This window comes from Gilliamella sp. B14384G12, assembly GCF_016101825.1.
Taxonomy (GTDB): Bacteria; Pseudomonadota; Gammaproteobacteria; order Enterobacterales; family Orbaceae; genus Gilliamella; species Gilliamella apicola_N.
Genome location: NZ_JACFPU010000011.1, coordinates 60,062 through 84,725, shown reverse-complemented (window position 1 = coordinate 84,725; position 24,664 = coordinate 60,062). Strand labels below are relative to the sequence as shown.

Sequence of the window (24,664 nt, the reverse complement as noted above, 5' to 3'; positions counted from 1 at the left end):
GTTAATAATAAATCTTATACTTAGTGTAATCCAAGTATCAAGCTCGGTCAAAGTTTATTCAATTAATATTCAATGAGTTGTCATGTTATTTCGCTTTTAGAAAATGCCTCAATTTAAGGTTGGATAATGATAGATCCAAGTGATATCAGGATGATTGGCAAAAGCACTCGGGAATAGATAATCACCGCTAAAGAAAGGAAATTGGGTATGCTGCCATTGAACTGTAAAGTCTGGCTGGTACTTTATAATTGCGTCATAAAGCAATGTTGTACAATATAAATGAGGTTCCTCGCGAGAAGCTAAAACAAAAGCTTGTCCTTGTTTAGTCAAAAGCTCATTAGCGATTTGCTGGTTTTGAATTTCAGATAAAAAATTGGGTCTTGCTATCGCATATTTTTCAGCGAGTTCTGGTGTGATAAATTCATCAAAACTTGAAATAATGACTTGATTAGGGTAATTCTCATCATCACTAGTCGTGGCATGAATAATTTTGATATCTGGGTTGATTGATACCACCATCCCAATATGGGAAAATTTACCTCCACTAAATTGATGAGCAATTAGACTATCTACTTGTACGCCTTTTCTAAAAATCCAATCTCCGACTTTGATGTTATAAGATAAATTATCATGTTGATGCGTAAATTGCTCCCTTTCATCAGCCCAAACTAAATTGAGTAATAGAACAAAAATAATAGGAATAAAACGATAAACTTTCATTAAAGTAATTTCCAAAATATAAAAGGGCAAAACTATTTTGCCCTTTTATTATCAATTATATCAATCAATATATACTATCTATTTAAATTTTAAATGCTACTAGCCATTTACCATTAACTTTTATAACAGTTGTTGCACCATGTACTTCATCTTTAGTACCATCTTTGAAATAAGTAGTAGCTAGAACTTTTGCTTCTGTTTTTTCTTCATTGGTATAGTTAACAAGAGTACATTCAATTTTATCAACCCCACCATGCTTTTTGCCAAGCTCAGCAGCTTCATCGACAGCCATTTTCATTTTGCTTTTTACCATACCTTCCATTAACATCATATCAGAAGAATTCTTCTCTTCAGGAAAGTAAAGCAAACTAGTAACTTTATCAAGATCGCCTTTATACATAGCAGACATAAATTCTTTGGCAGCGCCTTCCGGTCCATCTTCTTGCGAAGAGCATGCTGTTATCATAAGTGCTAATAAAAAAACACTAAAAAATTTCACAAATAATTTCATTTTTATTTCCAATCGTGTTGTTATAAATTCATGTAATAGCTTACTCTCTCTTCAATAGAGATATCAAAAAGAAAGCGTTAGAATAATACTATGTATAAAAATATTTGCAAGCTAACTTTTATACAAATTCAATTTTATTAAATAAATTTCAATAGGATATCTTGCCATTGCTGTTCTAGATTGGCTTCTATGACAATGGGTTTATGACTGATTGGATGGGTGATTTGTAACTTACTGGCATGCAACATCAGTCGCTTTATCGAGAAAAATTCGGCAAAAGCACGGTTTTGATGTAAATCGCCATGTTTACTGTCGCCCAAAATAGGATGGAAAATGTGTTTCATATGACGGCGTAATTGATGTTTACGGCCCGTTTTAGGTTTTAATTCAACAAAACTGTATCGAGCAGTATCAAATTTGCCCACTTTTATTGGAACTTCAATTTTACTAATTCCTCGATAAGCCGTTACTGCTTCTTGAGCGGGTTTATTGGTGTCTGCAAATTTATCCGCAATTTTGTCGAGTTCTTCCACTAATGGATAATCAATAATAGCTTCACCTTCAACATAACCTCGCACAATGGCATGATATGTTTTTTCAATTTGCTTTGTTGCAAATTGTTCAGACATTAAACGAGCAATTTCACTTGATAGTGCAAAGAGTAATACACCAGAAGTAGGCCTATCAAGCCTATGTACAGGAAACACATGTTGACCAATTTGGTCACGCAATGTTTGCATAACCACTACTGTTTCATGCTTATCTAACCAACTGCGATGCACAAGCCAACCACTTGGCTTGTTTATCGCAATTAAGTCATTATCTTGATATAGAATTTCAAACACGGCGTATTAATTATAAAAACAGTTTTTCTAATTCTGCTGCTATACTCGGACTATTATTATCACCTATGGCATAGCTGGCTTTGGCTTTGACTTCTTCATCGGCATTACCCATCGCAATTCCTAATCCCGCAAGAGATAACATACTAATATCGTTATAGCTATCACCAAAAGCAACAATTTCGCTTAGATCGATGTTCTCAAGCGCAGCCCAATGACTTAAACCATTACCTTTTGTATTGCCTTTTATGGCAACATCGGCACGATTAGACCAAGACCATTCACATGAAAAACATCCCAGCGCGTCAACTGCCTTTGAAAACTCTTGTAACACTGGAATGTTGTGACTACTGGTTGCAAATTTGTATACGGCTTTCGCTTCTTCAATAACCTTTTCAAAACTCTCTACTTTGTCGATTTCAGGTTGTAAGTAATCGGGTAATGAGTGAACCCATTTAAAAAATCCTTCAAGATGATCATCAAGCACTTCATATGTCATCACTCTATCGGTATAAATTAAGGTATGGATACCATATTGATGAACTAGGTTAAGTAGCGTTTTAGCCTGCTCTTTGGTCATTGGTTTGGCTGCTAATGATTGTTGTTTTTCAAAATCATATAAATAGGTGCCGTTACAACAGATCGCTGGTGTTGATAATTGAAGTTGATAATAATAAGGATAAATAACACTATGGTGACGACCAGATACTAATATAACTTTTACCCCTTTCGAACTGATTTTTTTGATCATTTCGGCCGTTTCAGGTAACACAAGTCGGTCAGTTGTTAATAAGGTACCATCCATATCGAACGCAACAGCTTTATACTTCATACATTTCCTCTTCTATCTTTTCTATCGAACCAGCTAAACATTTTATTGATAATTATTTAGGTAATCCATAAGGTAATCTTATGGATCACCAATTTAAAATTCAATTTTTTGGCGGCCAACAAATGAGTGCGATAAAGTTGTACCATCAACCATTTCAAGCTCACCACCAACAGGTACGCCGTGGGCAATTCTTGTTGCCACAACGTTAAATTCACCACACATTTGCGCGATATAATTAGCAGTAGCATCCCCCTCAACCGTTGGATTAGTCGCTAAAATCACTTCATTAATCGCTTCTGATGCTAATTTTTTTTTCAATAAATCCAGACCGATATCGCTTGGACCAATGCCATCTAATGGTGATAGGTGACCTAACAAGACAAAATAACGTCCACTATACTGACCTGTTTGCTCAATAGCAACAATATCAGCGGGTGTTTCAACTACGCAAAGTTGTCCACTGCTTTGGCGTCGAACATTGGCACAAATTGTACAAGTTTCTTGTTCAGTAAAGGTTCGACACTCATTACAGTGACCAATATTAATCATCGCTTCATGAAGTTCATGAGCTAATTTAATACCACCTTGTCGATTGCGTTGTAATAAATGAAAAGCCATTCTTTGTGCGGATTTGGGACCAACCCCAGGTAAACAGCGAAATGCTTCCATGAGAGAGTCTAATAATGGGCTAATTTGCATGAATCTATTTTGTTACCATCTATTTTATTTAGTATTAATGATACCTTGTTTCAAAAATCTATAAAACAAGAAATACGTTATTATTTCAATTTAATTATATTTTGTTATGAAAAACCATTGAGATAAAAATGACGAAAATAAAAAACCGTTACCAATGCTGATTAACAATAATTTCAATGTTTATTTTTGCTTTTGAAAAGCCAACTTTTCGGTTCCTCCCCTTTAAAAAGTCGCATAATATTACTACTGTGGCGAATTATAATAACACAAGAGAGCATTGTAACGGGTAACGTTAATTCTGCTTTAAAAATCCAAACATACAACGGGGCAAAAAGAAATCCAACAATTGATGCAACGGATGAATAACCTGTTACGAATAATGCCAATAACCAAGTCAAAATAAAGCAGCCAGTAAAATCGAGACCTATTGGCATCATCATGCCTAATGCTGTTGCGACCCCTTTACCACCATGAAAGCCAAAAAAACAAGGGAAAATGTGCCCAAGGCATGCTGCAATGCCCACCATACCAAGGAAAAAAGGTGAAATACCGATCCGATAAGCAATATAAACAGGTATTGTACCTTTTAACATATCAAACACTAGTACAAGCATTGCTGGAAGCTTACCATTGATTCGTAACATATTGGTCGCTCCAGGATTATGTGAACCATACTCCAATGGATTGCGCAAATGCATCATTCGACTGACGATCAAAGCGCCAGAAAGTGAACCACAGAAATAAGCGATGATGATCATCAATAATGTTTGTAATATCAAAATGCTCTCCTTGGTTCACTTTTTTGTAATAACAATAACGTTGGTTTACATTATTGCTTATCAAGCAATGGTTTTAAATATTGACCTGTATACGATTTTTTCGATTTTGCGACCTCTTCTGGCGTACCTTCAGCAATGATTTCACCACCACCATTGCCCCCTTCAGGGCCTAAATCGACAATCCAGTCTGCCGTTTTAACCACATCTAAATTATGTTCAATCACTACGATAGTATTACCTTTATCGCGGAGTGAATGAAGTTGTGCAAGTAATTGTTTAACATCAGCGAAATGTAAACCTGTGGTCGGCTCATCTAAGATATACAAAGTGCTACCAGTATCGCGCTTAGATAGCTCTTTGGCAAGTTTTACTCGCTGAGCTTCACCGCCCGATAATGTTGTGGCAGATTGACCAATGGTAATATAAGCTAATCCTACATCAATCAATGTCTGCAATTTACGGGCAATCATTGGTACAGCATCGAAGAATTCACGACCTTCTTCAACCGTCATATTTAAAATTTCATTAATTGATTTGCCTTTATATTTAATTTCAAGCGTTTCACGATTATAGCGTGCACCATGACACTGATCACAAGGTACATAAATATCTGGTAAAAAGTGCATTTCAACTTTTATTAAACCATCACCTTGACAAGCTTCGCAGCGACCACCTTTTACATTAAAACTAAATCTTCCAGGATTGTAACCTCGAGCTCGGGCTTCGGGTACACCAGCATAAAGCTCACGAATAGAAGTAAAAAATCCCGTATAAGTAGCTGGGTTTGAACGAGGTGTGCGCCCAATAGGACTTTGATCAATCGCAATGACTTTATCAAAATAGTCCAACCCTTCAATAGCTTTATAAGGTGCTATGTCACTTTTTTCTGCACCATTGAGTTCATTTTGTGCCAATGGGTATAAAGTGTCATTAATTAATGTCGATTTACCTGATCCTGATACCCCAGTAATACAAGTAAAGAGTCCAACAGGAATATTTAATGTCACATCTTTAAGATTGTTACCAGTTGCACCAATGAGCGATAACATTTTTGTCTTATCGACTTTTGTACGATTTGCAGGGATTTCAATTTTTTGTTTCCCTGACAAATATTGACCCGTTAATGATGTTTTACTGGCCATAATTTGTTTAGGGGTACCTTGTGCAACGACCTCACCACCATGTACACCTGCACCTGGCCCGATATCAATAACATAATCTGCCGCTAAAATGGCTTCTTCATCGTGTTCAACGACAATAACGGTATTACCTAAATCACGTAAATGCGTTAATGTATCAATAAGTCGGGTATTATCTCGTTGATGTAAACCGATAGAAGGTTCATCAAGTACATACATCACTCCAACTAATCCCGCACCGATTTGGCTAGCTAGTCGGATACGTTGTGCTTCACCACCTGATAATGTTTCAGCAGAACGTGAAAGCGTTAAATAATTGAGCCCAACATTGATTAAAAACTGCAAGCGGTCGTTGATCTCTTTTAAGATCTTTTCAGCTATTTGTGCTCGCTGTCCTGTTAATGATAACTTGTCAAAAAAGTCTTTTGCTTGTTGAGTACTTAAATCACTAATAGTTGGCAAATTAGTATCATTAATAAATACATGTCTTGCTGTTGTACATAACCTTGAGCCATGACAACAAGGACAAGGACGATTACTGATATATTTAGCTAACTCTTCACGAATGGTTTGTGATTCAGTTTCTTTGTAACGTCGCGCTAAATTATTAATAATGCCTTCAAATGGATGAACGCGTTTAACAACATCACCACGATCATTTGAATAGGTAAATTGAATTTCGGTTTTACCTGATCCATTTAATAGAATATCTTTCACTTTTTCAGGTAATTTTTCGTATGGTTGATCGATATCGAATTTATAGTGTTCAGCCAGTGATTTTAACATCTGAAAATAGTAAAAATTACGACGATCCCAACCTTTAATCGCACCTGCGGCTAACGAAACTTCAGGCATTTGAACGATGCGTTTGGCGTCAAAATATTGTTGTACGCCAAGACCATCACATTCTGGGCAAGCTCCCGCTGGATTATTAAATGAGAATAATCTTGGCTCAAGTTCTGAAATACTGTAACCACAAATTGGACAAGCAAAATTAGCCGAAAACAGATGTTCTTCAGCTTGTGGATCATCCAAATTGGCAACTTTTACAATCCCATTAGTAATAGAAAGTACGGTTTCTATTGATTCCGCTAGGCGCAGTTTTAAATCATCACGAATACGAAAACGGTCAACGACCACTTCAATAGTATGCTTTTTTTGCAGTTCAAGTGTCGGCGGATCAGACAGATCATAGACATCACCATCAACCCTGACTCGAATATAACCACTCGCTGATAATTGTTCAAATAACTTAACAAATTCACCTTTACGCTCAGTCACAACGGGTGCTAGTAGCATATAACGGTTTTCAGCCGGTAATGCCATGATGCTATCAACCATTTGTGATACCGTTTGAGCGGCTAACGGTAAATCATGTTTCGGACAGCGTGGTTCGCCAATTCGAGCGAAAAGCAGGCGCAAATAATCATAAATTTCGGTAATTGTTCCCACTGTTGAACGAGGATTGTGCGAAGTTGATTTTTGCTCGATCGAAATCGCTGGTGATAAACCTTCAATATGATCAACATCGGGTTTTTCCATCAATGATAAAAATTGACGTGCATAAGCCGATAATGACTCAACATAACGTCGTTGCCCTTCAGCATAGAGAGTATCAAATGCTAACGAAGATTTACCTGATCCCGAAAGACCCGTTATTACAACCAGCTTATCTCTTGGAATAGTAACATTAATATTTTTTAGATTGTGCGTTCGCGCACCACGAATATCGATATCTTTGATTGACATAGATCTCTTCTTGTGTGTTTTAAACGAAATGAATTAGAAATAAACTGTATATTATACCAGTAATAATCGATTAAATATACCACATATATAATAGAACACGTTATTGGCTATTATATACTCAAACGTATAGTTAACCTGAAACTTTTTGACAAGATTATTTGCTAAAATAAAAACGGTCTTTAGCGACCGTTTTTAGTCATTTATATTAATCAATTAGTTTTGGAGTTGCATCTAAAGGAATAATCGCACCACGATATTGAATGACCGTACCTGCAACTAAATGGCCTTGTAATGCTGATTGGGAAGGATCTCGCCCACTTAAGCGTGCACCAAGATAACCTGCACTAAATGAATCCCCTGCTGCGGTTGTATCGATAACTTTATCTTTAGCGATTTTATTAGCTGGCACCTCAAAGCGGCCTTCAGCACAATCAACAATGCAGCTATCACTACCTCGTTTGATGATGATTTCAGTTACACCAAAGTTTTTAGTGCGCTCAATTACTTGCTCATAAGGCAATTTACCCCATAGCAAATCTTCATCATCAAGCGTTAAAAATGCAATATCGGTAAAACTCAGAATATCGTTGTAAACACTTCGTGCTAAATCAAGGCTGCTCCATAAACGTGGTCGGAAATTATTATCAAAAATAACCTTACCACCATTAGCTTTAACTCTTTTTAAAAGATCTAATAATTTAAGAATACTTTCCGCATCTAAAATTGCAATACTGATACCACTCAAATAAACATAATCACATCGAGTAATCTGTTCGGCTATCTTGTCTGTTTCGGCAGTTTTTAACCAAAACTTAGCTGCTGCATCATTACGCCAGTAATAAAAAGAACGCTCACCCTGATCATCTGTGACAATTGAGTAGAGTCCTGGCATCTTATCTGACATTCTTTGTACTAAATCAGTTTTAATATGCTCTTTTTGCCAACTATCAACCATCTCTTGGCTAAAAGGATCGGTGCCTAATCCAGTTACATAGTGAATTGCAAAGTCTTTACCTTGTAATAAACGTGATAAATAGACAGAAGTATTAAGTGTATCTCCACCAAAACTGCGTGTTGTCGAATCTTGTTTCATCGACAATTCAATCATACATTCGCCAATAACAGCGATATTTAAAGTCATATTGTACCTATATCCTTGACCTAATTATAAATAATCCAATGCGATTTTAACCACAACTTTACGAACCGTTGTAATCTTATTATTGATAGTACAGAGCGGTTTATGAACTTCGTTGGGTAAAAATACGATGAAATCGTTCGACTGTAATATTAACATGGTTTCTTCTGGGGGTGTTTCGATAAAAGCGATATCATTATCTGCTAATTTGTCGTCTAATACCTTAGTGTGGGGTGGTAAGGTGCTTACTGCCATTCCCTCTTGTCCTTCCAATACAATTTGTACATCAAGGTATTTTTTATGAAACTCAGGATTAGCCTCATGAATATGTCGCAAAGTGCTATCAGACACCATAAAAAACATATTATCGCCATCAATATCATAACGTCCTACTGGCGTGTTGCTGTTAACATTATCTTTAACATATTCGATTGATTGCTTAATTTTGTTGGGTAAATATGGGATTAAATCCAAATGATTAATATTACCTAAAATCATACTCATGATCCTTTACAAATTGATGAAAACAAATAAGGCTATTTGAATTACGCATAACAAAAACTTGCCATGTTAAACTAATTAAATTGATAAAGAGTATATACTTAAGTAGGTACTTTTTGTAGATCTTAAAGAATAAAAAAGCGTTTATAACCTGTTAGAGTTATATGTACCGTTCTATTTTAATAAAATGAATAATTCATCAACAGACGACAAATTACACATGCTATTTCAGATAAAATGTGGTTAGTCTACGATAAGATTGAGAATATATGATACAGATTGCATATAAATTGAAACATTTTATTTCTCAAATAATAAATCAAAATTAGCTAAAAATCGTTTTTTGATAGACTCCAGCAAGTTTTAGTATTTTTTATTAATAACTTTTTCAATTGATGTTTAATTATTTGAAGATAGTTTATTGCTTTTATTACAAATTCAGATACGACAATAAGAAATATCTTTACAATAACAAATTATTTATAAAATGAATTCGTTTAATGTGATGAGGTTGTAAAAATTAAATATGAAAAAAGAATCACGCTTTTTTGCTACTACTATAAACTGTTATACCGAGAATGACGTCTTGATTGTTGGTATTGGCAACCATCCCATATCACCCGATCGTTATTTAATTATTTCGCGCTTTGATGATGGTGAAATTGATGATGCAATAGGTATACAAACTAATAATTCAACGATGGAAGTTGCTAATGCCATTAGTAATCTGTTTTTACAAAAAAATTCTCTAACAGTAGAAATTAAAGCGGATAAACAACATTTAGTGGGTGAGCAAAGGTTGACAGCTGAATTTACTGATCAAAACATTGCATTGTTAACTGAATATATCAAAAAAATTTTTTTAGATAGTTCAGTCAATCTCTCGATTGATGTATAAAATAATTTATCCGTTTCGATTAAAGTAAACATTTATCCATCATTAAAATATTCTAAATTATATTATTCAAGATGAAAGTATAGCCAAGGTTTTCTTTTGGATAGTTTAGCCAACATGAGGGAACGATCATCTAGTTAGAATCATTAGACTACAATCAAGAAATGTAAAATGCGATAAATTTTATTAATCTCAGTAAATTAAACCACAAAATATTATTAATCATTAAATCATAATTTATATCACAAACATTTATAATTTATGAGATATTGAAGCACTTATAAAACATATCATTAATCAAAATTTACTTAGCAACCAATAAACCAGATGAGTATAGTTATATGGTTATATGTTTAATGGCCAAGTGATAATGAACATGGCATAAGAGTTAAATTAAAAAAACTCTCTGTGATTGAAGTAAACATGGATAAAATTTCTTTTTTATAAAAATGAAATATGTTTACCTCATGAAATTCAGATACTAAAATAAAGCGCTTTTTGCCTAACTCTTGCATCATTTTATGTAAAAAATTTGGATAAACAATAATGTTGAGTCATAATTATGAATGAACTTGAGAAACTGTGCCAAGATTTAAAAGTCCCCCTCGGTAATGGACAGGATTGGGAATATGAATTAGCGAACGAATATCGAACACCGCAATGGTTAGCTAAATATTTGTCTGCCTATCTTGATAATAATTACTCAACATTTCAAAAACACATATTAATGAATTTATGTATCGATATTTGTAATGATTTATTCACCGCTGATCCTAATCAAAATCAACCTATTATTCACCAAGTATTAAATATCCTTTATAACGATTATGCTCAGCATTGGCAACTTATTGATTATTGGGCATTACCCGATGAACCACTAGAGGATTGCTTTGAGATAACGTCAGAAATAAGAAAACTGAGGCAAAAATATCTTGCAAATGCCCATGAATGGCTTGCTTTAAATCAGGCTCAACAAAATTTATTGATTGCGAAACAGAATTTTCGACAATGTCCTGATTTTTTTATACAACTACAAATTGCTCTCAATTCTTCATCACAACAAACAAACGCATTAACATTAATCCATGATGATGGATTGAATGATGATCAATTAAGCCAGTTACTATCCACCCTTATCAATATTGCTTTAGAAGGCAATGACGAACAAAGTGTTATTGCACATAAAATATTAGTGAAAAACAATAATAATCAATCTATTAATCAAAAAATCGCTAATTTATTACTAATTAATTATATTGATGATCTCAATTATTACGATGAGATTATCTATCGCAGAATGACTGAATTGTTGCATGATTTAAATAATTCATATTTGATCGAACAGTTTATAAATCGATGTAAAAACATTGATGATCCAGAAGTTGCTCAAAACTATCCTGTGTTTGCTGAGCAATTAATACCACAAATTAGCACTTTGTCAGAAGATGAATTAAACCAAATCCAAAAAAGAAGTGACAATGTAACCTAAGCTACAGGGCAAGCGGATTTGGCGGGTTATATCCATTGTAGTAGTAACAATTTTATTAGGATTGGAACAGAACAACAACGAAACAAAGATATCAAACTGATTGATGCAACAGATGCCGGGCATGATTTTATTACACATGCACACCAAGATATTTCTAAGTTGCTTAATGAAATAAGACGATTAAAAACAGATATTAGTAAAAATAAATTGCCACAAACAAAAAAAGATTTTAGAAATGCTGTAACGCTAAACGTTAAGTACGATAGATAAGTAACAATTTTGCATTCAGACAGCTAGAAAATTAATTCAATTTGAATAATCATCAAAAGTCCTGGTTTAAATTTAATCGATGTAATAATAAATAACATACTGATAATTTCTGTTTATGATGCTGTCCGATTTGAAGAATAGGCTTATTATGAAACTAAAGTGACTTTTCAAGATATAAACCGTTTTTCCAAAAACGATTAAAGCAAATGTTCTATAGTTATTTATCATACATGAGTCGAAACAGTCATATTACCAATATGAAATAATTGGCTCGGTAATTTTATGAAATAAAGAGATCCAAACTGAGTAATGCACCATTTAATGAATGGTTTTATAATTTAATGTCCTGCTACTTTCGAAAAGAGATTAATGATGACCACACCAAACATAATAAATCCCATACCTATTAAAGCAGCAAGATCTAAAGTCTGTTTCATAAAAATCCAAGCAATTAAACTAATAAGCACAATTCCGATGCCAGACCAGATCGCATAAGCAATTCCGACAGGAATAGTTTTTAATGCTAATGAAAGTACATAAAAAGAAGCGCTGTATCCAATGATAGTAATGATTGAAAAAACCAAATGAGTAAAGCCATTGGATAACTTTAATGAAGAAGTTGCAATCACTTCACAAATAATAGCTAGAAAAAGAAGAAGATATGAATTCATGCTAATACCCATAATTGTTTAAAACGATAGTCTTATTCCTAACTTTCAATAAATCAGGTTTAAAAGCTTGAATTGTTCAATTTGGTAAGCTTATAAGGTATATTATTAAAACCTGCTAGAGTTTTATATCTATATTTTTTATATCTGTATTATTTTTAAATGATAAGTAAACTAGATAGCTACTAACTCTTGAATATCACTGAATAGGATGATTTTTAATGGTGGGTTTTGTGAGGGGTTCGAATTATAATGATAACATATTGATATATAATGATATTATAAAAACAATATGCTAAACATATAACATAATGTATAACATTAAATATTGATGACCCACTCAACTTATCACCGATATGTAATATATCATCTATTAACAATAAAGTAAAAAGTTAAAAGAAAACTTCTTTTTTGTGATTTTATGACACTAACAACACTAACAAAATTAATTATTAATAATCAGTAAATTAATCACGTGTTATTATAGTGTTGTATGTTGTTAATTAGTTGAATAGGGATCTATTTTTCTTTCTAATTGTTTTTCAGTATTAATTGATTTTATTTTACTTATCCTATTTTCGCGGTCATGTCTCACCATGTACCAATCTTCAATTAATGTTTCAATTAACCACACTAATTCTTCTGCTTCACCGGGTTCAACATCGACAATTATATTAATATCTTTTTCTGGATGAGCACCTATATTACCAATAGATTTAAGTGCCATAATAGCGTCATACATATTGGTATCTATTTTATCTTTAATTGCTTCAATTTCATGATGTAAAGATTTTTTATCTTTTATAGCCCAAAAATCTCTTATCATAGTTTGCAAACAACGTCTAGATATTGTTGCTGAAGCTTTTGGAGAAATATTGACAATTAATTTTGCCTCTTTATAATCCTGTAATATTGATTCAGGCACATAATTAGGAAAAACCTTAACATTCGCTTCTGGTTCAAGATCCCATCTACGAATTATATATTCAGAATTAATAAAAGTATTACGAATATTTTCTGCATTGTTGGTGTCCCATTTTTGGACAAAAACTTCAGCTTTATTACATTCCGGTGATGGGCATGTTATAACATGAGTTTGTAGGCCATAAGTAGTATCATCTGCAAAATCTCTATAGAAAAAATCCGAAGCACTTTGAATATCACTTCTTGTTATTGTGGATAAAACATTACAAAAAGGACAAACTCTAGAAAAAGGCATAATTATTATCTCCTGCAAATATTAGGTTATTAATTATAGCTCAATCCCTTTAAATTCGTCTAACGCTTGTTTTTGTTCGTCTGATAGGTTGATATCTATCTCGCCATATTCAAGTAAGTAGGTACCGAATGACATGAGGAAAGCAACTGCAGGGTCTATCTTGTTGGCTGCTTTCTTTTTATTGGGCTTGATGTTGGCATTTGCATCTGTTTCCATCACTACATTACCTATAGCCCAAGCCAAAACAGGATCGCCATTATGTTTAATCCGTTTACGACTAATAAATACCTCAGCAGTTTTCGATGTTGGGCTATAACGTGCGTATGTTTGTGGGAACGGCTCAACGTCTAAGCCGATATTTTGTAACTGCGTTCTCAATTGTGTGGCGTTCCACACATCAAAGCCAATTAATTTGATATTAAATTGCTCACTGTCTTTTAAAATATCATCACGAATTTGGTCATAATCGATACAGTCGCCTTTAGTTACTCGAATCCAGCCCTGATTAACCCATTTACGGTACATCTCTCTATTTTTGTTAGCCACGTTAGTAAGCTGATATTCAGGAATGTAATGCCGTGTTAATAATCTTACCTCTGTTTCAAACGGAAACGAATAACAGACGCTAGTAATATCACTAGTAGATGATAAATCCAATCCAGCATAGCAATCTAACCCTTTTAAATCATCTTCTGCATAATCAGCCTTACACGCAACCCAGCTACCAGTATTTACCCAAGGCATAGCTCCATTACACCAAATATTGAAGCGTTTAGTGAGCATTTCGACCCATTGCGAGGGTATACCTCTGGCTTTCTTGATAGTGTCCTCTAAGGCAACCCTATCGACAGAGATATCAAGATTAGGATTAGCTTTTATCCATAAATCAGGGTTATCGATTTCACTTTCATCGTCCAATTCGTAAATAAGCACAAATTGCGATTCGTTAACCTCGTCACCGGCTAAAATCTGGCAACAATAATCATAATGCTGTTTACACGCTGATATAGTGTTGCTTCCTGATGTGGTAATAGCAAAGAGTATTCCCTCAAGCCTTGCTCCCATTCCAAGCTCTAAAGCTGAATATACACCATTATCAGGGTGTAAGTGGTATTCATCTACAATAGATAAACTAGGATTAGTTCCCTCTATCGTTGAAGCCTTTGAGGCAAGTGGTCTTAATATACTATTACTTTTAGGATTAATGATTTTATGTTGTTGAATGGTGACTCTTTTCTTTATTGGCTTGCTAAGTATCGCCATTTGTCTAGCATCATCAAACACAATTCGAGCTTGATCACGGCTAACGGCTGCAGTATAGATATCTTGTTGACCTTTTTCCATGACTAAAAACCAGTTAGCAAGGATTGCTGCTGTAGTCGATTTTGCGTTCTTTCTCGGTACTTGCACATAAGCACTACGGTATTTGCGTAATCCTGTTTTAACGTGCTTAAATCCCAGCAGGTTAGCAAATAAGAATTGCTGCCACGGCTCAAGCTCAATAGGTTTAGCTCTTAAATGACCTTTAACGTGTGGACAGACTCTTGAGAATGAAACAAATTTAGTGACAATTTCACTATCAAAATAATAATTAGGATTATCCAAATCAATAAAATAGCGGTTTACTGCCTGTTTTAAGCGTTTACAAGCAGGAATATCGCCATTTTTAACCGATAATGCGTAATTATGCCAAGCGGTCAAGCTCGTCTTCCTCATTCGCTTCAACTGGATTCTTACGACGACTTACAGGATCAAAGCCAAGCAATGAAGCCATTTTAATCATGATTTTTTCAGCTTCTGACTTTGCACTAAGTGCAGGATTGCGACTTTCAGTACCTTGTGAATTAACAATTGAAAATCCACGCTTTGCAATATCTTCCATTGCTTTACGGTACATAGAATAATTAACACAAAACAATTCTAAATTAGTCCAATCGGCAGGCTGAATATCATCACGACTAGCTAACTGGTCCGCTCTAAGTTTCCATTGTTCCTTTGCCAATTTATCCAAATATTTAGGTGCTTTCATATTATTGTTTTCTCTCTACTTTCTAAAAAATCACTGTGCATAAAAATTTGAGGAGGGTGGTGGTCTTTTGCCTCTTTGAATTTCTTTGAACATTCCCCCCTACCCACTCATCATATCTGAGGACTGCTATCAGTTGTCTTTATTATGAAGATGACCCAAATCCTCGTTTATCGATTACTCTTGTCTTATAGCTATGACAGTCTCGACATAATGGTTGATGATTACTTGCTTGCCAAAAGAGAGGATCACTTTGTCCATCCTCAACAGGTTTGATATGGTCTATCACAGTAGCAGGAGTGAGTAATCCTTTATCATTACACATCTTGCATAGTGGGTTATGCCTAAGATACTCAGCTCGATATATTTGCCAACGATGATTATAGCCTCGTTGTGCTGCTGTTCCTCGTGCTTTATCTTGCTGTTTATCTCTTCTATGCTCATTACATCGCCCTGATTTAACACGGTTACGACAATTAGGATATGAACATCTCTTTAATGGTTGTATTGGCATCATTCACCTAATAGATAGCTGGGTCACGGTAGATACTCCACAATGAAGAAATAGCTAACGGCACTTCGCTTACGGTGTTAGTACTAACCATTTCTCGGTTCTCATATAGATGAGCTATATACATAAGACAACCTGCTTTGATTGCTGGCGTGAATTCCTGTATATCAAATGATTTTCCTATATGCTTTTGACAAACTTCAAGAGCAGCATCTATATAGATTTGAAGTAAGCTATCTTCTAAGGTGTCACTGTCATCAATACGGCAATGTAACTTAACTTCTTGTAAGGTAATATTAGCCATCATTTAATCCTCCCTCACATAACAATTCTAAATAAGTTTGTTTAGCATCAGGCAATACAGCTTTTATATTTAGATATTGTGTGCAAGTGTTATGTAACTTAATTCGACAAGTAGTATCAATAATATTAAGATAACGAATATAAACCCTCATGGTAGTACTACTCATTTCTTGCTGTGACAGCATCAACTCTTTACCTGTCACCGCCTTAACCTCTGCCCATACAGTTGCTACATCTTTCCACTCTTTAATAATTTGACCGAACGGATCTCGGTAGCTCTCGCATTTCTGTAAGATAATGCGCTGTCTTAATCGCCCTATAATCATTCGGCATTATCCTTTTTAACTTCTACTGTTTGCTTCCAAGCTTGGCTAAATTCCTCACCGCCCTCATAAGGTAGTAAACCCTCTTTTAATCTTGCTTCATTAGGATTCATTACTCCTGATTTAATCGCTATGTTATAGCTGTTAAAGCGATCTATTGGACTGGTACGCATCAAGTCCGATGTATCAAACTCAATTAGATAACGGCTTTTATCATGATTAATATCAATCATTAATGCATCTTTTAGTTGTTGTTCAAAATTGGTAAGCCATGGTCTAAGCGTTAAAGTTAAAAATGAACGTGTAGCTTCTGAAAAGTTACTATATGAACTATGGGAATATTCTTGTAGAAACATCGGGCTAATGTTAAATATTCGAGCTATGTCCTCAATAGTAAACCGTCTGCTTTGCAGCCACTCGGCATCTTGATTGCTCATGCCTAACTGCTCGTATTTCATTCCTCCCTCAAGTATTGGTGTTTTACCTGCGTTTTTTGCACCTTTGTAACGTTCTAATGCATTTAAGGCTTTTTTCCCTTTTGTATCATCCATCCATTCAGCCATAGAGACATAACCACTTGCCATTAGTCCGTTTTTCATGATAGATGAGCCATGGCGTTGCTGAGCAAGTCCTAAGCCTATCGCTTCTCGACAAATAGTAACGGGAGAACGTCCAATAAAGCCGTCATCACTTGCATAACGTAAATGTAAAACCTCATCTTGTAAGTAATTTGTGACATTACCATCCTCATCGACAATGGAGTAAGCATAACGCCCATTACCCAATCGTTTTGGAGTAACAGCATAAGGTGGGAAGCTTTCAAGCCCACTAGGTCGCCCGTCATTACCCCAGTGAATGACCGCATAAGCATTACCACCTAATAAACAGTGGCGCATCATCGTGCGTTTAAACTGGTAAGGTGTCTGTTTGGTGTTTGGCATCTCATTTAGCAAATATTCAACAGGGTGGCTTGATATGCGTTCACGTTCGCCTTTTTTGTTGAGCTTGTAGAGATAACACGGCATTGAGGCAACGGCTTCACTGATTACCGTGACCGCATTCATCACGGCAGGCAATGCCTCGGCTGAGCTAGGCGATACATATTCGCCCGAATTTGTATTAGACAAGCCAAGGTAAGAGATTAACTCGTCAACCGTCATGCTTCGTTGCTCTTTCTTCTTACGGCTAAATAATCCCATGTTTATAACTCCATAAGGTCAAGCCATGCTTTACTTAAATCAGGCTGTAATTTTGTTTTAGCTTCAAGCATCGAGCGTTTAGCAATTTGGATATCACTTTCTTGGTAGGCGGGTATACTGGTGACCGTCACCTCAAATAATTCGGCTGCGCTGACAGTTCTTAAACAAGGCTCTTGATTAAAATCCCATGATTCTTGAGTAGCCATAAACCCAAACGACATACCTCGAATATCACCACGGCCAACACTGACAAGCAAATCACGCCCTAATTGAGTATCAGGTGGTGTAAGCTCAAACCTTAATCCGATATCATCCTCATTAAGAATTAATGTATTTGAAGTAGTACGACCTAATAAAGACTTCGGATCATGCTCAAATAAAGCACGAATATCAGGATTATTATTTAATGATTGGCTAAAAGCCCTAGGAGCGAATTGCTCATAAAAATCACCCCATATTAATTGCGATCGGCTGTTCCACTTAACCACATAACCCACTAATTTAGTATCGTCTCGTGTTATTTCGGTGCTTCTAATTTCATATTGTTTCTTATCCATATCAACCTCAAAGGGGCATATAGCCCCTGTTATTATTTACCTGCTGATAGTTCTAAGATTTTGATAGCGTTAGAATCGACTAAACCACCACCGAGATATTTATCAGTATGGACTTTATAGAATCCCGGTTCTGTAATATTATCTGGGCGAGTTCTTACACCTGTTTCATGATCAACAATATAGTAACCGCGTTTAAAATCACCAACTGCAACAACAGCACCTTTATCATTCATATTTTCTAAATAATGAACAGGTTTACCTAAAAGCATATCGGGATCGCCAGCTTTCAAGCCATCACGCCAAATATAATCGCCATTACCATTTTTAAGTTTTTGTAATGTTGCTGCAGTATTTGAGTTCATTGTCCATACAGCATTTTTACGATATTTCTTTTTAAGTTTAAAAAGTAAATCAATTAAACTGTCTGCGGTGATAGCTGTTACTGTCATTTTTTCTAAAGTGCCAAATGGACGCTCTTTATCAGATTGTACCGCTTGTGGATATGATAAAAATCCCTTAGCTTTCTTGGTTCCATTACCACTAATAAGATCAATTTCTTCTGTTTCGACAAAAGTATCTTTGATTTCATCCGTTAACCAACTCAAAACATCTAAATCACTAAAATCTAGAATTTCTTGGGTAGTCTTAGGATAAGCGTAAATTGGATATAACTTAATTGATACTTCTTCAAGATTAGGTGTAGCCGTTTCTGTTCGTGCCGTTCCCTCTTCGCCGTGATTAACTATCGCACCACCAACTGATACCAACTTTTTATATTCATTTGAGCCGATTTTTTTAACGGTACAAATTGCACGCATTTCTGATTCATCAGATAACTGACGCATAATTTCTTTGTCTAATTCAGGTATTACTGTATAACCACCATCAGCAGGTACAGCAGTAGACAATGAACGAGCCTCACCAGTACGGATATAGTTGCGTAATTCTTCGTTAGTAAGCTTTTTATCTACTGGTTTGATCTTATCTGCTAAACTTCGCTCTTCATTGGCTAAAGTTTCATAGTTAGAAATTTCAGTGTTCAACTCTTCAACTTTTGCTTTTATAGTATCAAATTGTGTCTTTTCTTCTGGTGTCATACTGCGGTTTTCTTGCTCTGCTTTGTCAAGCATTGAGCGCATTTCTGCTACTTTGGTCGCTTTTAATTGACGTAATTCAATAAGTTTTTTCATATCGTTATTATTTACCTTTATTTATTCTTTATTTACAGCGAGATATGAAAGGCTTTAAGTGGGAATAGCGATTAGGCTATGAAAGATGCTGCGCTTAGGTTTTAGACTGCCATATCTGCGCTAATTCGTGGTTATACTATTAACCCAAACTGCAGTCTAACAAAACAAAATAATATTGTTAATTCAATGAATTAGGTAAAATTAATCAGAAAGCATCAGAACAGAATTATTTTATTTGTATTAGCCAATAATCAATTCTACTTGGTATATCACTAACAATTCTCTTCATTTCGCCACTAGGTTTGGCGTTACTTTTTAGGCTATCTAATAAATAAAAATAAACATCATCTAAAGCGGGGAAAATAAAATATTCCTCTAATTCAGTTAATTCATTATTAGTTCGTTTCTTATCCAAAATTTTGCGCTGGTTTTGTACATACATTTTTAGATTGCTAAATTCGTTTGTTATTTGATTTATTTTAATAGGATCATGCAACATTTCATCTAATGCAATCGCCATAATTTTAGTATCAATTAGTCTTTTCATTTTGTTACCTTTTATTATAGTTAATATTATTTTCTTCTAACGCAGCATCAGGGAACCAGTCATTACACTTATCATAATCAAGGTGTAAGTTAGTCCTGCGTCCCTCACTATGCCTTGCTCTTATAATGACTTCTACATCGTATTCTTTCATGGCTGATGGTAAAGCATTAACAAAGTTTCGAAGCGATAATGGATTTTTCAAGTTATTATTTTCGATAAAAGTAATATAGGCATGATACAAAAACCGCTTAAACTGTATGGGTGTCGAGTATTTACCTATCATCATTCCATCGGGTTTATCTGTAGCAAAAAGATAACTACAAAAATCAATCAGTGGGTTAGTTAATCGTTTCACTTCGATAGCCTCCGATGATTTTTGCTGTTTAATTAGTAATGATTTAGCCTTGCTATCATCCTTAAAATAATTAAAGAGATGCCGAATAATAACGGATAACTCTGCGCTAATTTTATCTTTAAGATTAGGATCTCTTTCGTTAGCAGGGACAGGCTCGCCAAAGTGAAAAATAACCCTGCGCCGTGAGATACCGCCATCATCATTACTAAATGTCATCGGGTTATTATTTATCGCAAGTATCACTCCTTGTATTTTAGTCGAATAAGGTTTCTTATATTTTTCATCTATAGCCACATCATCACCACCCGTAATCGCCTTGATACCGTTACCCTCACCGATATATTTGGCTTGGTCGGGTAAGATGATTAATGATTGCCCAACAATAAGTGACCTTTCTCTTGGTTTTTCTAAGGCTTCCATATTTGCCGATACCGTATTATTCTTGCCTGCTAACATGGTAGCAATCTCAGCAAAAACACTTTTACCGCTACCACCTGCGCCTGTAACCTCTAAGAATAATTGCCAGTCATAACGATTAGCCAATATCATATATAATGCTGCTTTTATAGCATCCATCTTGATAGTGTCTTTTTTAGCGGAACGTGACAGCCATTGATAAAAATTAGGCGCATGATGCTCTAAATTTTCATTCGATACACTATCAATAAAATCAACATTGTTAATTGATTGTAACCAGTGATTTTTTGAATGAGATTTAAAAGTACGAGTATCAAGGTCAAATACACCGTTTTTAAAACCTATTAAATTTCTCGCTGGTTCGTTTTTTAATGGTATTTGAAGCTTCATTGTATCAATGGTCGATTTAATGCCTTTTTCTGAATAATGAGCATTTGATTGTCGAAACAACTGGACTAGTTCACGTTTAAGATCCATTTCAGAAATCATTTGCCAAACATTATCTTTATAGATATATACCTCATTTGTCACCATATCTAAGGATAGATTATTCTCATAATGCTCTATGAGTACATCTGCTTTCTGACTGGCTTGCATCTGTGATAAGTCGGGTATAGATTTTAGTTTAATTTCGGAAAAACTTCCCTTAAGTGAATTTTTGATATTGCTATCAAAGTATTGCTTAACTTTTTCAAGTCCAAATTGTTGCCTATAATCATCCCAATCACATTTATAATCTGTATCAGGAACGGAGTAATAACCATTTACCGCTTGAGACGCTTCTATTGCTTTAGCTAAGCCCGTATTAGGGCTTTGACCAATATCGTTATCACCTGCGATAATGATTTTAGCAGTAGGATTTAACTCACGAATGCCTTTAGCTACATGAATAAGGTTGCCTGCATCAATGGCGGATATCACTGGTGACCGATGGCGGAATACCGCTATCGATATGCCTGTGGCTAATCCCTCACAAATAATAATCTCGGTTGCTGTGAGTAATTCTTTGTTAACCTCGTCAGGCTTGCCCAAATTTGGGCTGACCCATATAAAAGCACCTTTTTTATTTGAGCTTTTCATTAAGTGCTTACTGCCGTCAGGCTCGATAAATTGACCACCTGCGTATTCATTATGAAGATTCAGAATGGGCACAAAAATGCGCCCGTTATCTAACAAAGGTAAATCAAAGGTTAACCCTTTCTTGGTCAGGTATTGAGATTGTCCTAATGTTGCTTTAGATAGCAAATACTCGACCTTTTTACATACGGGATTATCTGGCATGTTATCATTATGTAATTGTTCAGAATCTATTTTCCTAAATACGAGATTTTCCCGTATTTGGTTATTCTGATTAGACAGATTTAAACATTCCGCTACTTTATTTGATGCTTCTTTAGCGTCACATTGACAATAGTTTTTGATAAGCTCTAAGCCGTCACCACTACCACACTGGTTACAGATGTAAGTACCTCTACCATTTTGGTTATCAAATCTAAATCTATCTTTACCACCACAGACAGGACAAGGGCAATGTTTGCCATTGCCCACCACAATACCTAATGAACTAAAGATTGATTGCCATTTATCTACTGCTTGGGATGTAATTTCATTTATTTTCATTTTTTCGACCCTTAGATTCAGTTTCACTACTAAATAGTTTCTTAGAATCAGTTATTAAGTCTGATATAGCCCAAAGCACATATGAGCGTAACTCATTACTTAATTTGGTATCTTCATTACATTCACACATTAATAGGGTTGTAATAGCGTTTGCTTGATCGAGTTTAGAGTTGATAGTATCAACTGCATCTAAAGAGATATTAGGCATTATTGTCATCTCCTTTTATATCAATTTTTAATAACTCCTTATACGCATCTTCGATTAAGTCTCCTGCTGTCCAAAGTAAATTGCCTATATCGCAATGTTCAATAAAAGGTTCATTCAGCCCCTCATCTTTATAATTGTGATTATCCCAAATCACCTTAATCATGCTTTGGGCTTGTGCTAGTTTGGTTTCAATATTATTTATTAATCGGTGGTTATTAGTATTATTCATGACTATAACCTCCCCACGTTCCGGCTTGTTCAATGATTGGAGTTATTCGAATTCTGGCGATAAAGATAAGCGATTGCTTGCCTAAATTTTTGCGTGCTTGTCGTTCGGTTGTTGCTGTAGTTTGGATAACTTGAGCGGTTGAAAGGTCATAGAATTTATATAGTTTGGATTGTCTTGCACGTAGGTGTGCGCTATCATAGCGGTTAGCCATAATCATTACCTCTGTTAATGTTATTGTGGTTAGATCCCTCGATAGTGCTGGTAACACTTCGGGGGATTGCTTTTTATGGTACTCACCTTTATAATGGTGCATACCAATAGTATTTAATTTATCATAAAGGTATGCACCAATGCAAGAAAAAAAAGATAAGAAAAAAACAGATCGTTCTAACAGTACAAGAAAAATTATAAGGTTCGAAGATGATCTACTTGAACAAATTAACCAACAAGCCAAGAAAGACGGTGAATCTTTTTCTGGTTGGGTCAAAACTGCTTGTAAAATGAGATTGAATAAATAATTAAAATCCTTTCGAACGCTTCCGAAATCTACCCAATTTTTTAGCTCTGCGTTATTATAAGAACGTGCTTTAAATGCGTGACGCTTTGGCACAAGTTTAATGCTTTTGATTAGTTCTATTGACATTGATATACCTTAATTAATTGATTTTAGTGATTGAATATGGGCAACTGTGACAAGTTGCCTTTTTTATTAAATCAATTCTGGTTGATATTTTTTCCATAGTGCTTGCTCTTCTGCTATCAAATTAGCTTTCCATTTTTTACAAGCTTCTAAATTACGTCCTCTTTTGCTTGATTCAATAAGATATTCTTTTTCACGTTTAGCATGATCATTCAAGAAAGCCCAAGGCACACCATAAGCACCAGTTTTGCGAATTGTTGGAATAACTTCACCAAATACCCAGTTACTAAATCGATAAGCAAATGTTCCTTGTTGAATTGCTTTTCTGCTTCTAGCGATCAACTTGTAAAATCCTGATTCAGATACAGCTAACAATTTTCTTGCCCCGCCTCTTTTGCCTGAATGACTATAACTTAAAGTTAGGGTCATTAATTCAAGGCTATTTAATGATTTAATTGCTTTAGTTGGATTGCTATGCTCTAACGCCAAACACACATCGTTAGCAATAAACCAAGGTTCACCCAAATAAGTGATAATTCGTACTTTGATGCCATCAAATTTTATGATGCTTAATTCATCTTGTTTAACTATCATCTTAATAGCTCCCATTAGCAAACCCTCGGCGTTTAGTCGGTTGATTTATCTTTTCAACTGTTGGCGGATTGTCGATCCAGTGAAGTAATTCCACTAATGACCAACCGCATGAGTTAGCACCTAATGATTTTCTTAATGGATATTTACCGTCTTTCTCAAGTTGCCATGCTGTTGAACGGGCGATACTAGTAATTTTGTATCTCTCATTTTCACGAACAAGGCGATCATATTGGATACCGTATTTATCCCTAATGGCTTTGTGTTGTTCAGGTGTGATTGAATATGACATTGAAAGCCTCCTACTGTACTCGGTTGCTTTCTAAGTAGGCTTTTACTTCGGTGATATCATAAACGGTTCGACGTTTTGATAATTTAATGCCTTTAGGGAATTTTGGATTGTAGCGTAATGTATTTTTAGAACAGCCTAACATTAACGCTAATTCATCAAGAGAGTAATATTTTTGGATTGTATTTAATTGCATTTAATGACCTCA

At 35.0% G+C, this 24,664-nt stretch carries 31 protein-coding genes; 4 read left to right on the top strand and 27 right to left on the bottom strand.

Annotated elements, in window-relative coordinates:
• Positions 1-108 precede the first annotated feature (108 nt).
• From H3S73_RS11075 to H3S73_RS11035, 9 genes are all read right to left on the bottom strand, one after another.
• Complete coding sequence (locus H3S73_RS11075) at positions 109-720, bottom strand: YiiX/YebB-like N1pC/P60 family cysteine hydrolase (protein WP_086308552.1); 612 nt, start codon at positions 718-720, stop codon at positions 109-111.
• 82 nt (positions 721-802) lie between these two features.
• Positions 803-1,231, bottom strand: a complete 429-nt coding sequence (locus H3S73_RS11070) for a DUF4878 domain-containing protein (RefSeq protein ID WP_144091445.1) — start codon at positions 1,229-1,231, stop codon at positions 803-805.
• Positions 1,232-1,368: 137 nt separating this feature from the next.
• Positions 1,369-2,076, bottom strand: a complete 708-nt coding sequence (gene truC / locus H3S73_RS11065) for a tRNA pseudouridine(65) synthase TruC (RefSeq protein WP_086308554.1) — start codon at positions 2,074-2,076, stop codon at positions 1,369-1,371.
• A gap of 10 nt (positions 2,077-2,086) precedes the next feature.
• Positions 2,087-2,905, bottom strand: a complete 819-nt coding sequence (locus tag H3S73_RS11060) for a pyridoxal phosphatase (protein ID WP_086326812.1) — start codon at positions 2,903-2,905, stop codon at positions 2,087-2,089.
• Between the two features lie 93 nt (positions 2,906-2,998).
• Positions 2,999-3,604 (bottom strand): recombination mediator RecR, encoded by a 606-nt coding sequence (recR, locus tag H3S73_RS11055; RefSeq protein WP_086326811.1) that lies wholly within the window; start codon positions 3,602-3,604, stop codon positions 2,999-3,001.
• A gap of 173 nt (positions 3,605-3,777) precedes the next feature.
• Positions 3,778-4,383: a glycerol-3-phosphate 1-O-acyltransferase PlsY gene (gene plsY / locus H3S73_RS11050; protein ID WP_216355782.1), complete on the bottom strand. Its 606-nt coding sequence runs from the start codon at positions 4,381-4,383 to the stop codon at positions 3,778-3,780.
• Positions 4,384-4,433: 50 nt separating this feature from the next.
• The gene (gene uvrA / locus H3S73_RS11045) at positions 4,434-7,265 is read right to left on the bottom strand and encodes an excinuclease ABC subunit UvrA (RefSeq protein WP_086326813.1); all 2,832 of its coding nucleotides are present in this window, start codon (positions 7,263-7,265) and stop codon (positions 4,434-4,436) included.
• A gap of 211 nt (positions 7,266-7,476) precedes the next feature.
• Positions 7,477-8,412 (bottom strand): sugar kinase, encoded by a 936-nt coding sequence (locus H3S73_RS11040; RefSeq protein WP_198236643.1) that lies wholly within the window; start codon positions 8,410-8,412, stop codon positions 7,477-7,479.
• Between the two features lie 24 nt (positions 8,413-8,436).
• Positions 8,437-8,907 (bottom strand): YhcH/YjgK/YiaL family protein, encoded by a 471-nt coding sequence (locus H3S73_RS11035; RefSeq protein WP_086326809.1) that lies wholly within the window; start codon positions 8,905-8,907, stop codon positions 8,437-8,439.
• Positions 8,908-9,436: 529 nt separating this feature from the next.
• Between H3S73_RS11035 and H3S73_RS11030 the strand changes: the two genes are divergently transcribed.
• The 3 genes from H3S73_RS11030 to H3S73_RS11020 all read left to right on the top strand — a co-directional run bounded on the left by H3S73_RS11030 (position 9,437) and on the right by H3S73_RS11020 (position 11,564).
• Positions 9,437-9,808 carry a hypothetical protein gene (locus H3S73_RS11030; RefSeq protein WP_086351380.1) on the top strand — a complete coding sequence of 124 codons (372 nt, stop codon included), beginning with the start codon at positions 9,437-9,439 and terminating at the stop codon, positions 9,806-9,808.
• Positions 9,809-10,367: 559 nt separating this feature from the next.
• Positions 10,368-11,294: a hypothetical protein gene (locus tag H3S73_RS11025; RefSeq protein ID WP_198236642.1), complete on the top strand. Its 927-nt coding sequence runs from the start codon at positions 10,368-10,370 to the stop codon at positions 11,292-11,294.
• A gap of 18 nt (positions 11,295-11,312) precedes the next feature.
• On the top strand, positions 11,313-11,564 hold the full coding sequence (locus H3S73_RS11020) for a hypothetical protein (protein ID WP_198236641.1): 252 nt from the start codon (positions 11,313-11,315) through the stop codon (positions 11,562-11,564).
• A gap of 338 nt (positions 11,565-11,902) precedes the next feature.
• Here H3S73_RS11020 and H3S73_RS11015 read toward each other — a convergent pair whose 3' ends face one another.
• From H3S73_RS11015 to H3S73_RS14080, 15 genes are all read right to left on the bottom strand, one after another.
• A complete protein-coding gene (locus H3S73_RS11015) occupies positions 11,903-12,235 on the bottom strand; it encodes a multidrug efflux SMR transporter (protein WP_198228393.1) in 333 nt (110 codons plus the stop codon).
• Positions 12,236-12,731: 496 nt separating this feature from the next.
• The gene (locus H3S73_RS11010; RefSeq protein ID WP_144091442.1) at positions 12,732-13,451 is read right to left on the bottom strand and encodes a DUF4145 domain-containing protein; all 720 of its coding nucleotides are present in this window, start codon (positions 13,449-13,451) and stop codon (positions 12,732-12,734) included.
• Positions 13,452-13,484: 33 nt separating this feature from the next.
• On the bottom strand, positions 13,485-15,152 hold the full coding sequence (locus H3S73_RS11005; protein WP_198236640.1) for a terminase large subunit: 1,668 nt from the start codon (positions 15,150-15,152) through the stop codon (positions 13,485-13,487).
• The gene (locus H3S73_RS11000) at positions 15,136-15,480 is read right to left on the bottom strand and encodes a phage terminase small subunit P27 family (protein ID WP_025315442.1); all 345 of its coding nucleotides are present in this window, start codon (positions 15,478-15,480) and stop codon (positions 15,136-15,138) included. Before H3S73_RS11000 ends, H3S73_RS11005 begins: the two co-directional genes overlap by 17 nt.
• Positions 15,481-15,622: 142 nt before the next feature.
• Positions 15,623-15,991 (bottom strand): HNH endonuclease, encoded by a 369-nt coding sequence (locus tag H3S73_RS10995; RefSeq protein ID WP_144091440.1) that lies wholly within the window; start codon positions 15,989-15,991, stop codon positions 15,623-15,625.
• A gap of 7 nt (positions 15,992-15,998) precedes the next feature.
• The gene (locus H3S73_RS10990) at positions 15,999-16,295 is read right to left on the bottom strand and encodes a head-tail connector protein (RefSeq protein ID WP_198236639.1); all 297 of its coding nucleotides are present in this window, start codon (positions 16,293-16,295) and stop codon (positions 15,999-16,001) included.
• Positions 16,285-16,617, bottom strand: a complete 333-nt coding sequence (locus H3S73_RS10985; RefSeq protein WP_198236638.1) for a phage head closure protein — start codon at positions 16,615-16,617, stop codon at positions 16,285-16,287. Before H3S73_RS10985 ends, H3S73_RS10990 begins: the two co-directional genes overlap by 11 nt.
• Positions 16,614-17,813 carry a phage portal protein gene (locus H3S73_RS10980; protein ID WP_232352985.1) on the bottom strand — a complete coding sequence of 400 codons (1,200 nt, stop codon included), beginning with the start codon at positions 17,811-17,813 and terminating at the stop codon, positions 16,614-16,616. The genes H3S73_RS10985 and H3S73_RS10980 overlap by 4 nt, the downstream gene beginning before the upstream one ends.
• Positions 17,814-17,815: 2 nt before the next feature.
• Positions 17,816-18,370 carry an HK97 family phage prohead protease gene (locus H3S73_RS10975; RefSeq protein WP_039128010.1) on the bottom strand — a complete coding sequence of 185 codons (555 nt, stop codon included), beginning with the start codon at positions 18,368-18,370 and terminating at the stop codon, positions 17,816-17,818.
• Positions 18,371-18,402: 32 nt separating this feature from the next.
• Positions 18,403-19,560, bottom strand: coding sequence for a phage major capsid protein (locus H3S73_RS10970; protein ID WP_198236637.1), 1,158 nt, complete (start codon positions 19,558-19,560; stop codon positions 18,403-18,405).
• A 226-nt stretch (positions 19,561-19,786) separates the two neighbouring features.
• Positions 19,787-20,107: a hypothetical protein gene (locus tag H3S73_RS10965; protein ID WP_086364394.1), complete on the bottom strand. Its 321-nt coding sequence runs from the start codon at positions 20,105-20,107 to the stop codon at positions 19,787-19,789.
• 4 nt (positions 20,108-20,111) lie between these two features.
• Complete coding sequence (locus tag H3S73_RS10960; protein WP_198236636.1) at positions 20,112-22,499, bottom strand: primase-helicase zinc-binding domain-containing protein; 2,388 nt, start codon at positions 22,497-22,499, stop codon at positions 20,112-20,114.
• Complete coding sequence (locus H3S73_RS10955; protein WP_039127999.1) at positions 22,486-22,707, bottom strand: hypothetical protein; 222 nt, start codon at positions 22,705-22,707, stop codon at positions 22,486-22,488. The genes H3S73_RS10960 and H3S73_RS10955 overlap by 14 nt, the downstream gene beginning before the upstream one ends.
• Positions 22,700-22,936 carry a hypothetical protein gene (locus H3S73_RS10950; RefSeq protein ID WP_198236635.1) on the bottom strand — a complete coding sequence of 79 codons (237 nt, stop codon included), beginning with the start codon at positions 22,934-22,936 and terminating at the stop codon, positions 22,700-22,702. The genes H3S73_RS10955 and H3S73_RS10950 overlap by 8 nt, the downstream gene beginning before the upstream one ends.
• The gene (locus H3S73_RS14080) at positions 22,929-23,147 is read right to left on the bottom strand and encodes a host cell division inhibitor Icd-like protein (RefSeq protein ID WP_370528806.1); all 219 of its coding nucleotides are present in this window, start codon (positions 23,145-23,147) and stop codon (positions 22,929-22,931) included. The genes H3S73_RS10950 and H3S73_RS14080 overlap by 8 nt, the downstream gene beginning before the upstream one ends.
• 139 nt (positions 23,148-23,286) lie before the next feature.
• Here H3S73_RS14080 and H3S73_RS14075 point away from each other — a divergent pair, with 139 nt between their 5' ends.
• Positions 23,287-23,454: a YlcI/YnfO family protein gene (locus H3S73_RS14075; RefSeq protein ID WP_065639105.1), complete on the top strand. Its 168-nt coding sequence runs from the start codon at positions 23,287-23,289 to the stop codon at positions 23,452-23,454.
• Positions 23,455-23,645: 191 nt separating this feature from the next.
• Here the strand turns inward: H3S73_RS14075 and H3S73_RS10935 are convergent, their stop codons facing one another.
• The 3 genes from H3S73_RS10935 to H3S73_RS10925 are packed head-to-tail and all read right to left on the bottom strand — an operon-like array spanning position 23,646 to position 24,652.
• Positions 23,646-24,170 carry a BRO family protein gene (locus tag H3S73_RS10935; RefSeq protein WP_198236633.1) on the bottom strand — a complete coding sequence of 175 codons (525 nt, stop codon included), beginning with the start codon at positions 24,168-24,170 and terminating at the stop codon, positions 23,646-23,648.
• 1 nt (position 24,171) lies between these two features.
• Positions 24,172-24,459: an AlpA family transcriptional regulator gene (locus H3S73_RS10930; RefSeq protein ID WP_025315429.1), complete on the bottom strand. Its 288-nt coding sequence runs from the start codon at positions 24,457-24,459 to the stop codon at positions 24,172-24,174.
• A 10-nt stretch (positions 24,460-24,469) separates the two neighbouring features.
• Positions 24,470-24,652, bottom strand: a complete 183-nt coding sequence (locus H3S73_RS10925) for an AlpA family transcriptional regulator (protein ID WP_198236632.1) — start codon at positions 24,650-24,652, stop codon at positions 24,470-24,472.
• Positions 24,653-24,664 lie beyond the last annotated feature (12 nt).

Coding starts and splice junctions, on each gene's coding strand:
- H3S73_RS11075 (WP_086308552.1), bottom strand. CDS start 720: ATGAAAGTTTATCGTTTTATTCCTATTATTTTTGTTCTATTACTCAAT.
- H3S73_RS11070 (WP_144091445.1), bottom strand. CDS start 1,231: ATGAAATTATTTGTGAAATTTTTTAGTGTTTTTTTATTAGCACTTATG.
- H3S73_RS11060 (WP_086326812.1), bottom strand. CDS start 2,905: ATGAAGTATAAAGCTGTTGCGTTCGATATGGATGGTACCTTATTAACA.
- recR (WP_086326811.1), bottom strand. CDS start 3,604: ATGCAAATTAGCCCATTATTAGACTCTCTCATGGAAGCATTTCGCTGT.
- H3S73_RS11040 (WP_198236643.1), bottom strand. CDS start 8,412: ATGACTTTAAATATCGCTGTTATTGGCGAATGTATGATTGAATTGTCG.
- H3S73_RS11035 (WP_086326809.1), bottom strand. CDS start 8,907: ATGATTTTAGGTAATATTAATCATTTGGATTTAATCCCATATTTACCC.
- H3S73_RS11030 (WP_086351380.1), top strand. CDS start 9,437: ATGAAAAAAGAATCACGCTTTTTTGCTACTACTATAAACTGTTATACC.
- H3S73_RS11025 (WP_198236642.1), top strand. CDS start 10,368: ATGAATGAACTTGAGAAACTGTGCCAAGATTTAAAAGTCCCCCTCGGT.
- H3S73_RS11015 (WP_198228393.1), bottom strand. CDS start 12,235: ATGAATTCATATCTTCTTCTTTTTCTAGCTATTATTTGTGAAGTGATT.
- H3S73_RS11010 (WP_144091442.1), bottom strand. CDS start 13,451: ATGCCTTTTTCTAGAGTTTGTCCTTTTTGTAATGTTTTATCCACAATA.
- H3S73_RS11000 (WP_025315442.1), bottom strand. CDS start 15,480: ATGAAAGCACCTAAATATTTGGATAAATTGGCAAAGGAACAATGGAAA.
- H3S73_RS10995 (WP_144091440.1), bottom strand. CDS start 15,991: ATGCCAATACAACCATTAAAGAGATGTTCATATCCTAATTGTCGTAAC.
- H3S73_RS10990 (WP_198236639.1), bottom strand. CDS start 16,295: ATGATGGCTAATATTACCTTACAAGAAGTTAAGTTACATTGCCGTATT.
- H3S73_RS10985 (WP_198236638.1), bottom strand. CDS start 16,617: ATGATTATAGGGCGATTAAGACAGCGCATTATCTTACAGAAATGCGAG.
- H3S73_RS10980 (WP_232352985.1), bottom strand. CDS start 17,813: ATGGGATTATTTAGCCGTAAGAAGAAAGAGCAACGAAGCATGACGGTT.
- H3S73_RS10975 (WP_039128010.1), bottom strand. CDS start 18,370: ATGGATAAGAAACAATATGAAATTAGAAGCACCGAAATAACACGAGAC.
- H3S73_RS10970 (WP_198236637.1), bottom strand. CDS start 19,560: ATGAAAAAACTTATTGAATTACGTCAATTAAAAGCGACCAAAGTAGCA.
- H3S73_RS10965 (WP_086364394.1), bottom strand. CDS start 20,107: ATGAAAAGACTAATTGATACTAAAATTATGGCGATTGCATTAGATGAA.
- H3S73_RS10960 (WP_198236636.1), bottom strand. CDS start 22,499: ATGAAAATAAATGAAATTACATCCCAAGCAGTAGATAAATGGCAATCA.
- H3S73_RS10955 (WP_039127999.1), bottom strand. CDS start 22,707: ATGCCTAATATCTCTTTAGATGCAGTTGATACTATCAACTCTAAACTC.
- H3S73_RS10950 (WP_198236635.1), bottom strand. CDS start 22,936: ATGAATAATACTAATAACCACCGATTAATAAATAATATTGAAACCAAA.
- H3S73_RS14080 (WP_370528806.1), bottom strand. CDS start 23,147: ATGGCTAACCGCTATGATAGCGCACACCTACGTGCAAGACAATCCAAA.
- H3S73_RS14075 (WP_065639105.1), top strand. CDS start 23,287: ATGCAAGAAAAAAAAGATAAGAAAAAAACAGATCGTTCTAACAGTACA.
- H3S73_RS10935 (WP_198236633.1), bottom strand. CDS start 24,170: ATGATAGTTAAACAAGATGAATTAAGCATCATAAAATTTGATGGCATC.
- H3S73_RS10930 (WP_025315429.1), bottom strand. CDS start 24,459: ATGTCATATTCAATCACACCTGAACAACACAAAGCCATTAGGGATAAA.
- H3S73_RS10925 (WP_198236632.1), bottom strand. CDS start 24,652: ATGCAATTAAATACAATCCAAAAATATTACTCTCTTGATGAATTAGCG.